This window comes from Kitasatospora sp. NPDC041988 (assembly GCF_055588525.1).
In genome coordinates this window covers 45,999-60,657 of sequence record NZ_JBVJCO010000023.1, presented here as the reverse complement: position 1 = coordinate 60,657, position 14,659 = coordinate 45,999, and the positions used below count along the sequence as shown (strand labels likewise).

Below are 14,659 nucleotides of genomic sequence, written 5' to 3'. Positions count from 1 at the left end.
TCCCTCCTTCCCCCCCAACACCCCCCCCCCCCACCTCCCCCACCAAAGAAAATGCCTGTTTCCCCCCCCCCCCCCCCCCCCCCCCCCCCGCTTCGGTTGCCGCTGTCTCGCCGTTCAATCACCGCCGTTCGAACGGGTTCTCCTCACCTCCCCGGCGGTGCCGCGCCCGGCCCTGGCCCGCGGTGCCGTAGGTGCCCGGCTCGCCGTACTGGCCGGAATCGCCCTGCGGGCCGTAGAAGTTGGCCTCCGTCGGCCCCCCGTACCCGGCGGACCGGTCCTGGGAGGTGGCGTAGGGGTCGTGGCCGTACTGGCCCGGCGCCCCCTGGAAGGCGTGGACCGGCTGCGGCTCGGGCTGGTGCTGCACCGGGGCCGCGGGGGCCTCGGGGGTGGTCGGCTCCGCCGACTTGGTCGGGATGCTCACCTTGCGCAGCAGCGTGACGGCCAGCAGCGCCATCAGGACCAGCAGGCCGGCGGCCGTGAACATCGCCATCTGGAGGCCGTGGGTGAAGGAGGTGCGGGCCGCGTCGGCGAGCGCCTGGCCGAGGTCCTTCGGCAGCCGGGTGGTGACGTCGAGGGCGGTGCCGAGCGTGTCGCGGGCCGATTCGAGCGCCGCCGGGGCGACCCCCTTCGGTGCCTTGTCGGCGAGGTCCGAGCGGTACACGGCGGTGCCGACGCTGCCCAGGATGGAGATGCCGAGCGCTCCGCCGAACTCGGTGGCGATCTGGGAGAGACCGGAGACCGCGCCCGCCTTCTCCGGCGGCGCGGTGGAGATGATCATGTCCGAGGAGATGGTCAGGACGAGCGTGATGCCACCGGCCATGGTCGCGGTGCCGGCGACCAGCGCGGCGATCCCGGTGCCGCCGTCGACCTGGCCGAGGATGACGAAGCCGACCGCACCGATCAGCAGGCCGGTACCGACGACGAAGGCGGGGCGCACCCGGCGGACGACGATCGGCGCCAGCGAGGCGGCGGTCATCGCGGCGCCGGCCGCGGGGAGTGCGTACAGACCGGCGACGAACGGCCGGACGCCCGCCACCATCTGGAGGTACTGGGTGGTGAAGAGGCTGGAGCCGACCATCGAGAAGACGCCGAGCGTGTTGGCGGCGATCGACGCGGTGAAGGCGCGGCTGCGGAAGAGCTTGATGTCCAGCATGGGCTGGGCGAGCATCCGCTGGCGGCGGAGGAAGAAGTAGCCGACGGTCAGACCGATCACGATGGTGGCGATCGGCAGGGCGCTGACGCCCTCCCCGGCCATGTGCTGCACGCCGTAGATGGTGGGCAGCAGCGCGGCCAGCGAGAGGAACGAGCTGAGGAAGTCGAACCGGCCGGGATTCGAGTCCTTGGACTCGGGGAGCAGCAGCGGTGCGAGCACCACGAGTACCGCCATGACGGGGAGGTTCACCAGGAAGACGGCGCCCCACCAGAACTTCTCCAGGATCGCACCGCCCATGAGCGGTCCGAGCATGGCGCCACCGGCGAACGCGCCGGTCCAGACGGCGATGGCGGCCCGGCGCTGCTCCGCGTTGTGGAACATGTTGCGGATGAGCGAGAGCGTCGACGGCATCAGGGTCGCGCCACCGACACCGAGCAGCGCCCGGGTCAGGATGAGCATTTCCGCGCTGCTGGAGTAGGCGCCGAGCGCGGACGCGGTGCCGAAGGCGACCGCACCGAACATCAGCAGCTTCCGCCGGCCGATCCGGTCACCGAGCGTGCCCATCGTGAGCAGCAGCCCGGCCAGCATGAACGGATAGATGTCGATGATCCACAGCAGCTCCGAGCTGCTCGGTTCCAACGAGCTGCTGATCATGGGCAGCGCGTAGGACAGGACGTGCATGTCGAGGGAGACCAGCAGGACGGGAAGGACCAGGACGGCAAGACCGATCCACGCCTTCCGGTCGGCACGTTGCGTGTCTGCGTTCATGGTTGAAGCATACGTACGTCCTAGATGTTTGTCTAGTACGCTCGTCTAAGATGTACGAGCGTCTCTGACGAACGTATGTCGCAAACGGCCTTCCGTGGCTACGATGGGCAACGTGGGAAATCGTGAAGATCTGCTGGTTGGTGCCAAGAAATGCCTGTATGAGCGGGGCTATGCCCGGACCACCGCGCGCGACATCGTCGCCGCGTCGGGGGCCAACCTCGCCTCGATCGGCTACCACTTCGGCTCGAAGGAGGCGTTGCTCAGCGAGGCAGTGATCGAATCGTTCGAGGACTGGGGTACCGAACTCCGCAGAATCCTCGATGAGGCCACCGATCCTTCGATCGACACGGCCTGGCGGAGCGTCACGGAGTTCTTCGACTCGCAGCGACCCCTGCTGCTTGCCAGTATCGAGGCGTTCGCCCAGGCCGACCGGGTGCCGGGCCTGCGCGAACAGCTCGCCCGCGCCTACGAGCGGGCCCGGCTCGCCCTGGCGGCCCCGCTCGGCCTGGACGAGATCGGCGAGGGGGACGAGAAGACGGTTCGGCTGGTGGGCTCGTTCCACCTGGCCCTGGTCTCGGGGCTCGGCCTGCAGTGGCTGCTCGACCCGGAGGGCGCGCCGAGCGGTGACGAAATCGCCCACGCCATGCGGGTGTTCGTCGACGCGGTCAACCGTGCGGGGGCCGCCGCGGAAGCCGACGCCGCGGCAGGTGCCGCTCCGGAAGGCGGCGCCCCGGAAGGCGGCGCGCCGCTGGCCGCGACCGCCGACTAGGCGTCGCGGCCACACCCCCTATGGGGGCGTGGGGGCCTAACTCCACCTCTCATAGGGGGCTTTGGCAGGTTCTCGTAATGGCCGGCCCGGCCTAGCCTGGCATTGTTACCGACAGCGGTCGGCCGTGCGTGAGGAGCTACCGGCTCCGGAGGCCGGCTGCTGGGCATCCGGCCAGCCAGGAGGAGCTTGCGTTGAGGGAGGACGAGGCGATGTGGACACGGGTACGGCCCGTGTCCGGCGTGACCGGCTCCGTCGGAGCCGAGGGCATGCTCGAACTTCGCCGGTGCGCCACCGGCGAGCGGTGGAGCAGCGGGGCCTCCGCGGCGGCGATGTGGATCGCCCTGCAGCAGCACGGCTGGCGCCTCGACGCCACCGCCATCGGCCTGAGCCGGGCCTGGGGGATGGACCCGCTGCTGGTGCGGGTGGCGCTCGGCCGGTGGGTGGAGGAACTCCTGGAGCAGGGCGTGGTCGAGGACGCCAGCGAGCCCTGCCTGCGCGGCGGCCTGACCGGCGACCTCCCGGGCGACAAGCCCGACCCCGGCGGCCTCCCCGCCGAATCCTGACGCCACGCCACCTCGCCGCGTCCGTACCGCCGTCCCGTCAACTGTCCTGTGTGCCCTGGTCCCGGCCCGGAGGCCCGGCCTTGCCGGGGGACACGGAGCGGGCCGAGAAAAAATATGACCGGCTTGTATGCTCCAAATGGGCTACCTGTGGCTACAGGGGCTCCGGAGGGGGTGCGGGGATGGTCTCTGGGGGGCGTTCGTCGGTCATTACGACCTTCGTATGTGCAACCTGGGACCTGTTTCGGCCGTCTCTCTGTGTGCAGCGCGCCCGGGAGGACGGGCGCCGCGTCCGCCGGTGAAAGGTACACGGATGTCAGGTCAGTGGGGCGAGGGCCCGGCTCGTGGTGGCGACGCGCCCGGTGCGCTCACGACCGACGGCGGCGACGGCGCGGTGCCGCAGCCGCGGACCGGCGGGCGGGCCGAGGCCCGGCGCGCCGCCCAGGGCAAGGGCGGCCAGCCGGCCCAGGGGGCACCGGCGGCCCAGGCGGCCGGCGGTCGTGCGGCGGCGCGAAACAGCCGCAAGCCGAAGAAGAACGTGAAGAAGATCGTCGCCTGGTCGGCGGCCGGCGTCCTGGTGCTGATAGCCGGCGCGGGCGGCGCCATCTACCTCAAGCTCAACGGCAACATCAAGTCCTTCGACGCGGACGCCATCGCCGCCGACCGCCCGCCGGAGGCCCAGGCCGACGCGGACGGCAACAAGCCGGTCAACGTGCTGCTGATCGGCTCCGACAGCCGCGGCAAGAACAACTCCGACCTCGGCGGCGGAGCCGAGGACGGCGGCGCCCGCTCGGACACCACGATCCTGCTGCACGTCTACGCCGACCACAAGCACGCCGTCGGCATCTCCATCCCGCGCAACGCCAAGGTCACGATCCCGCCCTGCAAGCTGCCGAACGGCAAGTGGACGAAGGGGTCCAGCGACCTGTTCAACGCCGCGTTCTCCACCGGCGGCAGCGATGACGGCAACCCGGCCTGCACCCAGAACACCGTCGAGAAGCTCACCGGCATCCGGGTCGACCACACCATCGTGGTGGACTTCCAGGGCTTCTCCGCGATGACCTCGGCGGTCCATGGGGTGGACATCTGCCTGCCGAAGCCGATCTACGAGGGCGACATCAATCCCAAGCTGCCCAGGAAGGGCAGTGTCGTCCTGCCGCAGGGCAAGCAGAAGGTGGAAGGGCAGAAGGCGCTCGACTATGTGCGGCTGCGCCACGGCATCGGCGACGGCTCCGACATCGGCCGGATGAAGCGCCAGCAGGCCTTCCTCGGCTCGCTCGCCTCCAACATCAAGGGCCAGGGGCTGAACCCGACCACCCTGCTGCCGCTTGCGGACGCCGCCACCAAGTCGATGGTCGTCGACCCTGGCCTCAACTCCGCCGACAAGCTGCTCTCCTTCGGCCTCTCGCTGAAGAGCATCGACATGCACGACCTCAAGTTCGTGACGGTGCCATGGCGTTTCCGCACCCAGGACATGGACCTCGACATCGTCGAGGCAGATGCCAAGAAGCTCTGGGAGACCATCAGGGCGGACCGCACCATCGACGGCCAGAACGCCACCGGCGAGCAGCCGGCCGAGGCCACCACACCCGCCGCCCCGAACACCCCGGCCCCTGCCGCGACCACCTCCGCCCCCGCGCCCGCCTCCGACGCGGGCAATGCCGCCATCAAGGTGGCCGTCTACAACGGGACCACCACCACCGCGATGGACGGCAAGGCGGCCGAGCTCCTCAAGGGAGCCAAGTTCAACGCCACCAAGGCGGGCCCCGCGGCCAGCACCAAGCACGCGACGACGGTGATCGAGTACGGCTCCGGCCAGAAGGCCAACGCCCAGAAGGTCGCCGAGCTCTTCCCCGGGGCCACCGTCGAGGCCGGCTCCTCGGCGGGCATCATCGTGGTCGTGGGCAAGGACTTCGCGGCCGCCAACGGCGGTGGCGCGGCCTCCGCGGCCGCCCCCGGAGCCGCGGCCGCTCCCTCGGCGCCGGCCCCGCTGCCCAGCAGCGTCACCGAGAACACCCGCTCGGCGGACGACGACATCTGCGCCGGCACCTCCTACGGCAGCGGTGGATAACGCACCGTAGCGGCCGCAGAGCCACCGCACCAGGCCCGGGGTGTGCCGACCCCGGGCCTTGTGCCATGGTGGCCGGAGGGGGACCGATCGGGGGGGCGCAGGCCCGAAAGGCGGACCCCATGGCCGAGATCGCCCTGCAGCTCGACATCGCCGCACCCCGTGCCGTCGTCCTCGCCGCGCTCAACACCCACGACGGGCTCACCAGCTGGTGGACCACCGAGGTGGACCGTGACGGGGACGTGCTGCTCTTCGACTTCCCCGGCGTCCCCGAGCCGTTCCGGCTGCGCCGCGAGCGCGCCGACCAGGACCGGGTGGTCTGGACGAACGTCGGCACCTTCCCGCCGCACTGGGCCGGCACCTGGATCAGCTGGGACCTCGCCGGCCAGCCCGACGCACCCGACCGCACCCGGCTGCTGTTCCGCCACGGCGGGTGGCAGCCCGGGACCGAGGACGGCGTGCCGATGGTGGCCGGGACCTGGGCCGAGCTGCTGGTCCGGCTCAAGGACTACGCGCAGAGCGGCAAGGTGCAGCCGTACTTCGTGAAGCCGACGCCACACGATTCGTAGCCGTCTCCGTACCCGCCTCGGTGTGCCGCCCGCCCTTCCGTGCCCGTCGCCCGCCGGGCGCCGTCCGGTGGCGGGAACGTGGTGCCGCGGCGAGGGTGGGCGGTGTGCCGCCCGTCCGGCCGCGCATCCGCCGTACCGCGCCCCGACCGGGACCCGTAGCCGGGACCGGCAGTGCCCCCGGCCGGCCGTGGCACGGGACCATCGCTCTTGGAGGCCCAGCAATGCCCGAAGTCACCGCTCCGTACAAGCCCGGCACCCCGTGCTGGGTCGACCTGATGACGAGCGACCAGCAGGCCGCGCTCGACTTCTACCGCGACCTGTTCGGCTGGCAGGGCGAGATCGGCCCGCCCGAGTTCGGCGGCTACGCCATGTGTCTGCTGAACGGCAAGCCGGTCGCCGGGATCATGGCGCAGATGGCCCCCGAGGGCCAGCCCGTCCCGCCGGTCTCCTGGACCACCTACCTGGCCTCGGACGACGCCGACGCCACCGGCAGGGCGATCGCCGGGAGCGGCGGCACGATCCTCTACCCGGTGATGGACGTCGGCACGGTCGGCCGGATGCTGGTCGCCGCCGACCCGACCGGCGGGGTGTTCGGCGTCTGGCAGAAGGTCGACTTCATCGGCGCCGGCATCGTCAACGAGCCCGGTGCGCTGGTCTGGAACGAGCTGAACACCACGGACACCGACGCCGCCGGGGCGTTCTACGAGCAGGCGGTGGGCCTGCGCCCGGGGACCGTCGAGGGGATGGAGGGCTACTTCTCGCTCAACGCCGGCGACCGCATGGTCGGCGGCATGCAGAAGCTGCCCGACTACCTGGCGCCCGGTACGCCCCCGCACTGGCTGACCTACTTCTCGGTGGACGACACCGACTCCACCGTGGACGCGCTGGTCAAGGCCGGTGGCTCGGTGCTCCAGCCGCCGTTCGACATGCCGTCCGGCCGGACGGCGGTCGTCCAGGACCCGCAGGGTGCCGTCTTCGCGGTGATCGCCTCGCCCGACTCCCCGTAACGTGCCCGATCCCGCGTGCGGCCCCGGAAGCCGCCCGTTCCCGCGACGCGCCGCCGGGAATGGGCGGCTTCCCCGTGTCCGCGGGTAAGACTGCACCCATGCTGGGGCTTCCGGACGACATCCGTGCTTTCCTCTTCGACCTCGACGGGGTGCTCACCCAGACCGCCAAGGTGCACGCCGCGGCCTGGAAGGACACCTTCGACGCCTTCCTGCGTGCCGAAGCAGCCCGCAGCGGCGGGCAGTTCGTCCCCTTCGACGCCGTCGACGACTACGACACCCACGTCGACGGCCGCCCGAGACTCGACGGCACCCGGGCCTTCCTGCGCAGCCGTGGTGTCTACCTGCCCGAGGGCACCGAGGCGGACCCGCCGGGCGCCCGCACCGTGCACGGGATCAGCCTGGCCAAGAACGACACCGTGCTGCGGATGATCCGCGAACAGGGCGTCCAGCCGTACGACGGCTCGGTCGCGTACGTGCACCGGCTGCGGGCGCTCGGGCTGCCCAGCGCGGTGGTCTCGTCCAGCGCCAACTGCCGGGACGTGCTGCGTGCCGCCGGGATCGAGGAGCTGTTCGACGTGATCGTGGACGGCGTCGTCGCCCGGCGCGAGGGCCTGCCGGGCAAACCCGCGCCCGACACCTACCTGGCCGCCGCCCGGGCGCTCGGCGTCGAGCCCGCGCACGCCGCCGTCTTCGAGGACGCGCTCGCCGGGGTCGCCTCCGGCCGGGCCGGCGGCTTCGGCGCGGTGGTCGGCGTGGACCGCGCCGGCCAGGCCGCCGAACTGCGCCGTCACGGCGCCACCGTGGTCGTCACCGACCTCGCCGAGCTGCTCGAAGGGGGCGCGGCATGACCGGACTGGACAATTTCTCCGTCGACCCGTGGCAGATCGCCGAACAGGGCCTCGACCTGGCCTCGATGGCCCGTGCCGAGTCGGTCTTCGCGCTCTCCAACGGCCACATCGGCCTGCGTGCCAACCTCGACGAGGGCGAGCCGCACGGCCTGCCCGGCACCTACCTCAACGGCGTCTTCGAGCTGCGCCCGCTGCCGTACGGCGAGGGCGGTTACGGCTATCCGGAGTCCAGCCAGAGCGTCATCAACATCACCAACGGCAAGATCATCCGGCTGCTGGTGGACGACGAGCCCTTCGACCTGCGCTACGGCGAACTGATCGGTCACCGGCGGTGGCTGGACTTCCGGGACGGCCTGCTGCGGCGCGAGGCGGAGTGGACCTCCCCGGCCGGGCGGACCATCAAGGTGCGTTCCACCCGGCTGGTCTCGCTCACCCAACGGGCCATCGCCGCCGTCGAGTACACCGTGGAGGCGGTGGACGCGCCGGTGCGGATCGTCCTCCAGTCGGAGCTGGTCGCCAACGAGCAGCTGCCCGGCGGGCCCGAGGGCGACCCGCGGGTGGCCGCCGTGCTGGAGGCCCCGCTGATCGGCGAGGTGCACCACGCCGGCGGCAGCAAGGCCGTCCTGGTGCACCGCACCCGTTACAGCGGCATCCGGGTCGCCGCCGGGATGGACCACGTCATCGAGGGCCCGGACCGGCTGGACACCGTCGCCGAGGCCGAGGTCGACCACTGCCGGATCAGCGTCACCACCCTGCTCGAACCCGGCGAGAGGCTGCGGCTGGTCAAGTTCATGTCCTACGGCTGGTCCGCGACCCGCTCGCTGCCCGCCGTCCGGGACCAGGTGGAGGCCGCGCTGACCGCCGCCCGGTACACCGGCTGGGACGGCCTGGTCGCCGAACAGGCCCATTTCCTCAAGGAGTTCTGGGAGACCAGCGACGTCGAGATCGAGGGCGACGTCGAACTCCAGCAGGCCGTCCGGTTCGCCGTCTTCCACGTGCTCCAGGCCGGCGCCCGGAGCGAGGAACGGGCCATCCCCGCCAAGGGGTTGACCGGCCCCGGCTACGACGGGCACAGCTTCTGGGACACCGAGACCTTCGTCCTTCCGGTGCTCACCTACTGCCTGCCGTCCGCCGTCAACCAGGCGCTCCGCTGGCGCCACACCACCCTCCCGCTGGCCCGCGACCGGGCCACCCAACTCGGGCTCTCCGGCGCCGTGTTCCCGTGGCGGACGATTCGCGGCGAGGAGTGCTCCGGCTACTGGCCGGCCGGCACCGCGGCGTTCCACATCGGCGCCGACATCGCCGCCGCCGTCGCCCGGTACGTCCGGGCCACAGGGGACGTCGAGTTCGAGCGCGAGTACGGCCTGGAGCTGCTGGTCGAGACCGCCCGGATGTGGCGTTCGCTCGGCCACCACGACGCCATCGGCAAGTTCCGCATCGAGGGCGTCACCGGACCGGACGAGTACAGCGCCGTCGCCGACAACAACGTCTTCACCAACCTGATGGCGCAGAGCAACCTGCGCGCCGCCGCCGAGGCCGCGGGCCGGCACCCGCGCGAGGCCGCAGCCCTCGGCGTCGACACCGAGGAGACCGCCGCCTGGCGGGACGCCGCCGCCGCGATGTTCGTCCCGTACGACGAGAACCTCGGGGTCCACCCACAGGCCGACGGCTTCACCGACCACCAGGTCTGGGACTTCGAGCACACCCCGCCCGAGAACTACCCGCTGCTGCTCCACTACCCGTACTTCGACCTGTACCGGAAGCAGGTGGTCAAGCAGGCCGACCTGGTGCTCGCCATGCAGGTCCGCGGCGACGCCTTCACCGACGAGCAGAAGGCCCGCAACTTCGCCTACTACGAGCGGCTGACCGTCCGCGACTCCTCGCTCTCCGCCTGCACACAGGCGGTGATCGCCGCCGAGGTCGGCCAGCTGGACCTCGCCTACGACTACACCGCCGAAGCCGCCCTGATGGACCTCCACGACCTCGGCGGCAACACCCGCGACGGCCTGCACATGGCCTCGCTCGCCGGCACCTGCGTCGCCCTGGTGGCCGGCTTCGGCGGCCTCCGGGACCACAGCGAGACGCTCTCCTTCCGGCCCCGGCTCCCGGCCGGGCTGATGAAGCTCAGCTTCTCCCTGATGGTGCGCGGCCAGTTGCTCGGTGTCCGGATCACCCACGACGGCACGACGTACACGCTGCGCCGCGGCGAGGTGATCCACCTGCGGCACGACGGCGAGGCGGTCCAGGTGAAGGCGGGCGCACCGGTCACCGTCCCGACCGTCGTCCCGCCCGCCCAGGAGCGGTGCAGCCAGCCCCCCGGCCGCGAACCCGCCCGCCGCCAGCCCCAGGCCGGCGTCGTCACGGGCACCCTGGGCCCGGGCCCGGAGCACCTCGCGGCGGAGTAGAGCGGAGCAGGCGGAGCCGGCGTCGTCGGGGGGCCTCGGCCCTTCACCCGTTCACTCCTTCGGCCCCTCCCCGCATGCGCCGTGAGCCCTCCCGCCCGAGGGTGCAGGTGTCCTGTGGCAACCGGCGGCCGGTGAGGAGTGCCCCCGTGGTGAGTGTGGCCGAGCAGATGGTGGAGGTGCTCCGGCAGGCCGGGGTGGAGCGGGTGTACGGCGTGGTCGGCGACAGCCTCAACCCGGTGGTGGACGCGATCCGCCGGGCCGAGGGGATCAGCTGGGTGCACGTCCGCAACGAGGAGGCCGGCGCCTTCGCGGCCGCCGCCGAGGCCGAACTGAGCGGTCGCCTCGCGGTCTGCGCGGGCTCCTGCGGCCCCGGCAACACCCACCTGATCCAGGGGCTGTACGACGCCCAGCGCAGCGGCCTGCCGGTGCTCGCGCTGGCCTCGCACATCCCGTCCGCGCAGATCGGTACCGGCTTCTTCCAGGAGACCCACCCCGAGCGGGTGTTCACCGACTGCAGCAGCTGGTGCGAGACGGTCTCCACCGCGGAGCAGCTGCCCCGCCTGATCCGCGTGGCGATCCAGCACGCGCTGGGCGCCCACGGCGTCTCCGTGCTCGCCTTCCCGGGCGATGTGGCCGCGCGGCCCGCCGCCGGGCCGACCGGGACGAGCCACTTCCTCACCGAGCAGGCGGTGGCCGCCCCGCCCTGGTCGCAGGTGCAGGCGCTCGCCCGTGCCCTCAACGAGGCCCGCCGGGTGGCCCTGTTCTGCGGTGCGGGGGTGCGCGGGGCGCATGCCGAGGTGCTGGAGGTCGCGGAGGCCCTGCACGCGCCGGTCGGGCACTCCCTGCGTGGCAAGGAGTGGATCCAGTACGACAACCCCTACGACGTCGGGATGAGCGGCCTGCTCGGCTACGGCGCCTGCCACGAGGCGCTGCACTCCGCCGACCTGGTACTGCTGCTCGGCACCGACTTCCCGTACGACTCCTTCCTGCCGCAGGCCCGCACGATCCAGGTGGACCACGACGCCACCCGGCTGGGCCGCCGCACCCCGCTCGAACTCGCCGTCCACGGTGACGTCTCGGCGACCCTGCGCGCCGTCCTGCCGCTGCTGGAGCAGAGGAGCGACCGCACCTTCCTGGACGACATGCTGCGCAAGCACTGGCGGGCGCTGGACGACGTGGTCGGCGCCTACACCCGGGACATCGAGAAGCACCTGCCGATCCACCCCGAGTACGTGGCCTCGGTGCTGGACGAGGTGGCCGCCGACGACGCGGTGTTCACCGTGGACACCGGCATGAACAACGTCTGGGCCGCCCGCTACCTCCAGCCCAACGGCCGCCGCCGGGTGATCGGCTCGTTCCTGCACGGCTCGATGGCCAACGCGCTGCCGCACGCGATCGGTGCCCAACTGGCCTGCCCCGGGCGGCAGGTGGTGGCGATGGCGGGTGACGGCGGGCTGTCGATGCTGCTCGGCGAGCTGCTCACGGTGGCGAAGCACCGGCTGCCGGTGAAGACGGTGGTGTTCAACAACGGCGCGCTCGGCATGATCAAGCTGGAGATGCTGGTCTCCGGCTACCCGGAGTCGGAGATCGACAACGGGGACGTCGACTACGCGGGCATCGCCCGGGCGATGGGCATCCCGGCGAAGCGGGTCACCGATCCGGCGCGGGTGCGGGAGGTGCTGGCGGAGGCGCTGGAGCGGCCCGGTCCGGCACTGGTGGACGTGGTCACCGACCCGAACGCGCTCTCCATCCCGCCGCACATCACCGCCGCCCAGCTGAAGGGCTTCGCCCTGGCGGCCGGGCGGACGGTGCTCTCGGGCGGGGTCGGGCGCATGATCGATCTGGCCCGGAGCAACCTGCGGAACATCCCCCGGCCGTGAGCCGGCCGGGGCCTCGCGGGGCGGGCCCGCCCGGGGCTCCCGCGGCCGGCCAGGCGGGGCCTCATGGGGCGGTTTTGCCTCTGAGGCAATTTTCTTGCCCCTGCGGCACGCGGGGTGTCCACTGGTCCCATGACCACCAGCCCACCCGGCCCCTCCACCCCCGGCGACCAGCTCGACGACCAGGAGGTCGTCGGCCTCGCCGCGAGGCTGCGCGAGCACCGGCTCGGCAGCCGCCTCACGCTGGAGGTCGCCGCCGCCCGGGTCGGTCTCTCCCCAGCCTATCTGTCCCGGCTGGAGACCGGCCGCCGGCAGCCCTCGCTGCCCGTCCTGCTGGGCCTCGCCCGCGCCTACGGCACCTCCGTCTCGGGCCTCCTCGGCGAGGCCCTGGTGGAGCCGGACCCGGTGGTGCGCGGCGGAGCGATCGAACCCGGCCGCGCGGGCGGCTGGGGCTACCGCCGGGCCGGCGCCCCCGGCCGCGCCATGCAGGCGCTGCGCGTGCACGTCCCCCCGGGCGTGCAGGACGCCGTGGTCCGGGTCCACCCCGGCGAGGAGTGGCTGTACGTCCTCCAGGGGCGGCTGAAGCTGACCCTCGGCGACCGCGTCCACCTCCTCGCGGAGGGCGACTCCGCGCACTTCGACTCGCTCACCCCGCACTGCATCGCCGCCGACTCGGCGGACGGGGTCGAGCTGCTCTTCGTCCACACCCTGCTGCAGAGCCCCGGCGGCGAACTCTGCCTCGGCGGCGGCCCTGCCGCACCCCACTGACCGCACGTCAGAACTCCCGGAGGAGATCTCCCATGGCTGATCCCGCCACCACCGTCACCGAGCCCGCCGCTTCCGTCGGAGCCCCTGTTGCCGAGGCGCCGAAGACCATCGACGCCGGCAAGTGGGCCAACCGCCGGGTCGGCATCCGGGTGCTGATCTACATGGTCGCCACCCACGCCTTCGCGGGCTTCATCATGCTGCTCTTCGAGCTGGGCAACCGCAACAATTAGCCCGCCCCACCGCCCGGTTCGATCGGCACGTCGCGCGCGGCCTCACCGCTCCCGCAGCAGCTCGCAGAGCGCGTCCAGGGCGGCCGGGAAGGTGCGGTCGGGCGGGGTGCCGTAGCCGACCACCAGGGCGGGCGGGGCGTCCGGGGCGAGAGCGGGCTCGGCGAGGTGCCAGGTGAGGCCGCTGAGGACCAGTCCGGCCGCCTCGGCGCGGGCCAGCAGCTCGGCCTCCGGCGGCGCGCCGGGCGGCAGTTGCAGCACGGCGTGCAGCCCGGCGGCGATGCCCGTCACCCGGACGTGCGGAGCCCGCTCGGCGAGCGCCGCGACGAGCCGGTCGCGGCGGCTCCGGTAGTGCAGCCGGGAGCGGCGGACATGCCGGTCGTAGGTGCCGGAGGTGATCAGTTCGGCGAGGGTGAGCTGGTCGAGCACCGGCGACATGGTGTCCGCCAGCTGCTTCAGCCGGGCCACCGGCTCGACCAGCGCGTCCGGCAGCGCCAGCCAGGCCAGCCGGAGGCCCGGGGCGAGGCTCTTCGCGGCGGTGCCCGCGTACACCACCCGCTCGGGGTCGAGCGCCTGCATCGCGCCCAACGGCTGCCGGTCGTACCGGAACTCGCCGTCGTAATCGTCCTCGATCACGTACCCGTCGGCTGCGCGCGCCCAGGTGACGGCGGCCGCCCGGCGTTCGGCGGCCAGCGCCGCGCCGGTCGGGTACTGGTGGGCGGGGGTGAGCAGGACGGCCGCGTCCCGCCGCCCGTCCAGCAGGTCGGTGCGGGCACCCGCCTCGTCCAGCGGCAGCGGGACGGCGGCCAGCCCGGCGGCCCGGACTGTGTCGCGTTGCGGGGGCAGCCCGTAGGCCTCGACGGCCAGCGACGGGGTGGTGCGCTGGTGCCGGGGCCGGCGTTCGCGCAGGGCGGCGCAGAGCAGGCCGAGCCCCTGCGAGAACCCGGCGCAGATCAGCAGGTGTTCCGGGTCGGTCCGCACGCCGCGCACCCGGGCCAGGTAGTCGGTCAGCGCCTGCCGCAGCTCGATCCGCCCCAGCGGGCTGCCGTAGTCGAACGCCTCGTGCGGCGCGGTGGCGAGCGCCCGCCGGGCGGCCGAGAGCCAGGCGCTGCGGGGGAAGAGCGAGACGTCCGGCCGCCCCGGCATCAGGTCGTACCGGCCGGTGCGGCGCCCGCGCGGCAGACCGGCCGCCCGCCGGCCCGGGCGCGGTGTCGTCCGCTCGGCCACCGTGGTGCCCGAGCCCTGCCGCGAGGTGAGCCACCCCTCGGCGGTGAGCTGCCCGTACGCCTCGACCACGGTGTTCCGGGCGATCCCGAGATCCTCGCCGAGCGCCCGGGAGGACGGCAGCCTCGTCCCGGGCGCCAGCCGCCCGTCCTGCACCGCCTCCCGCAGCGCGTCCTCCAGCGCCGCCCGCACCCCGGCCCCGGCGGCCCGCCGCCCGCTGAGGTCGAGGTGCAGGTCGCCGCCGAAGGTGGTCCACGAGGAGGTGCGGGAGGTGGCGCGGGAGGTGGTCATGGGCTGAGGGGCCGTTCCGTGCGTTCCGTTGCCGAGGCTGTCCGTACGGGATTATCGCCCTTCTCCCGCGCGGGTCCGGTCCCCGCTCCATTGCGGCCCTGATGCCGGACCGGCAGGCCGGGTGG

General features: G+C 72.8%; 12 protein-coding genes. 10 read left to right on the top strand and 2 right to left on the bottom strand.

Annotation, left to right across the window (positions count from 1 at the left end):
* Positions 1 to 118: 118 nt before the first annotated feature.
* The gene (locus ACZ6NC_RS22985; protein ID WP_465735584.1) at positions 119 to 1,921 is read right to left on the bottom strand and encodes an MFS transporter; all 1,803 of its coding nucleotides are present in this window, start codon (positions 1,919 to 1,921) and stop codon (positions 119 to 121) included.
* A 103-nt stretch (positions 1,922 to 2,024) separates the two neighbouring features.
* Here ACZ6NC_RS22985 and ACZ6NC_RS22980 point away from each other — a divergent pair, with 103 nt between their 5' ends.
* The 10 genes from ACZ6NC_RS22980 to ACZ6NC_RS22935 all read left to right on the top strand — a co-directional run bounded on the left by ACZ6NC_RS22980 (position 2,025) and on the right by ACZ6NC_RS22935 (position 13,022).
* Entirely contained in the window at positions 2,025 to 2,690 is a 666-nt protein-coding gene (locus ACZ6NC_RS22980) for a TetR/AcrR family transcriptional regulator (RefSeq protein ID WP_465735583.1), read from the top strand.
* A gap of 191 nt (positions 2,691 to 2,881) precedes the next feature.
* Complete coding sequence (locus ACZ6NC_RS22975) at positions 2,882 to 3,253, top strand: hypothetical protein (RefSeq protein WP_465735581.1); 372 nt, start codon at positions 2,882 to 2,884, stop codon at positions 3,251 to 3,253.
* Between the two features lie 310 nt (positions 3,254 to 3,563).
* The gene (locus tag ACZ6NC_RS22970; RefSeq protein ID WP_465735579.1) at positions 3,564 to 5,321 is read left to right on the top strand and encodes an LCP family protein; all 1,758 of its coding nucleotides are present in this window, start codon (positions 3,564 to 3,566) and stop codon (positions 5,319 to 5,321) included.
* Positions 5,322 to 5,440: 119 nt separating this feature from the next.
* Positions 5,441 to 5,887, top strand: coding sequence for an SRPBCC family protein (locus tag ACZ6NC_RS22965; protein ID WP_465735577.1), 447 nt, complete (start codon positions 5,441 to 5,443; stop codon positions 5,885 to 5,887).
* A gap of 221 nt (positions 5,888 to 6,108) precedes the next feature.
* Positions 6,109 to 6,894: a VOC family protein gene (locus ACZ6NC_RS22960; RefSeq protein WP_465735575.1), complete on the top strand. Its 786-nt coding sequence runs from the start codon at positions 6,109 to 6,111 to the stop codon at positions 6,892 to 6,894.
* 98 nt (positions 6,895 to 6,992) lie between these two features.
* Positions 6,993 to 7,742, top strand: coding sequence for an HAD family hydrolase (locus ACZ6NC_RS22955; RefSeq protein ID WP_465735573.1), 750 nt, complete (start codon positions 6,993 to 6,995; stop codon positions 7,740 to 7,742).
* Positions 7,739 to 10,147, top strand: coding sequence for a glycoside hydrolase family 65 protein (locus ACZ6NC_RS22950; protein ID WP_465735571.1), 2,409 nt, complete (start codon positions 7,739 to 7,741; stop codon positions 10,145 to 10,147). Before ACZ6NC_RS22955 ends, ACZ6NC_RS22950 begins: the two co-directional genes overlap by 4 nt.
* 146 nt (positions 10,148 to 10,293) lie before the next feature.
* Positions 10,294 to 12,027 carry a pyruvate dehydrogenase gene (locus ACZ6NC_RS22945; RefSeq protein WP_465735569.1) on the top strand — a complete coding sequence of 578 codons (1,734 nt, stop codon included), beginning with the start codon at positions 10,294 to 10,296 and terminating at the stop codon, positions 12,025 to 12,027.
* A 129-nt stretch (positions 12,028 to 12,156) separates the two neighbouring features.
* Entirely contained in the window at positions 12,157 to 12,792 is a 636-nt protein-coding gene (locus tag ACZ6NC_RS22940; RefSeq protein WP_465735567.1) for a helix-turn-helix domain-containing protein, read from the top strand.
* Between the two features lie 32 nt (positions 12,793 to 12,824).
* The gene (locus ACZ6NC_RS22935; RefSeq protein ID WP_465577862.1) at positions 12,825 to 13,022 is read left to right on the top strand and encodes a DUF6126 family protein; all 198 of its coding nucleotides are present in this window, start codon (positions 12,825 to 12,827) and stop codon (positions 13,020 to 13,022) included.
* A gap of 42 nt (positions 13,023 to 13,064) precedes the next feature.
* Here ACZ6NC_RS22935 and pdxR read toward each other — a convergent pair whose 3' ends face one another.
* On the bottom strand, positions 13,065 to 14,534 hold the full coding sequence (gene pdxR, locus ACZ6NC_RS22930) for a MocR-like pyridoxine biosynthesis transcription factor PdxR (RefSeq protein ID WP_465735565.1): 1,470 nt from the start codon (positions 14,532 to 14,534) through the stop codon (positions 13,065 to 13,067).
* Positions 14,535 to 14,659 lie beyond the last annotated feature (125 nt).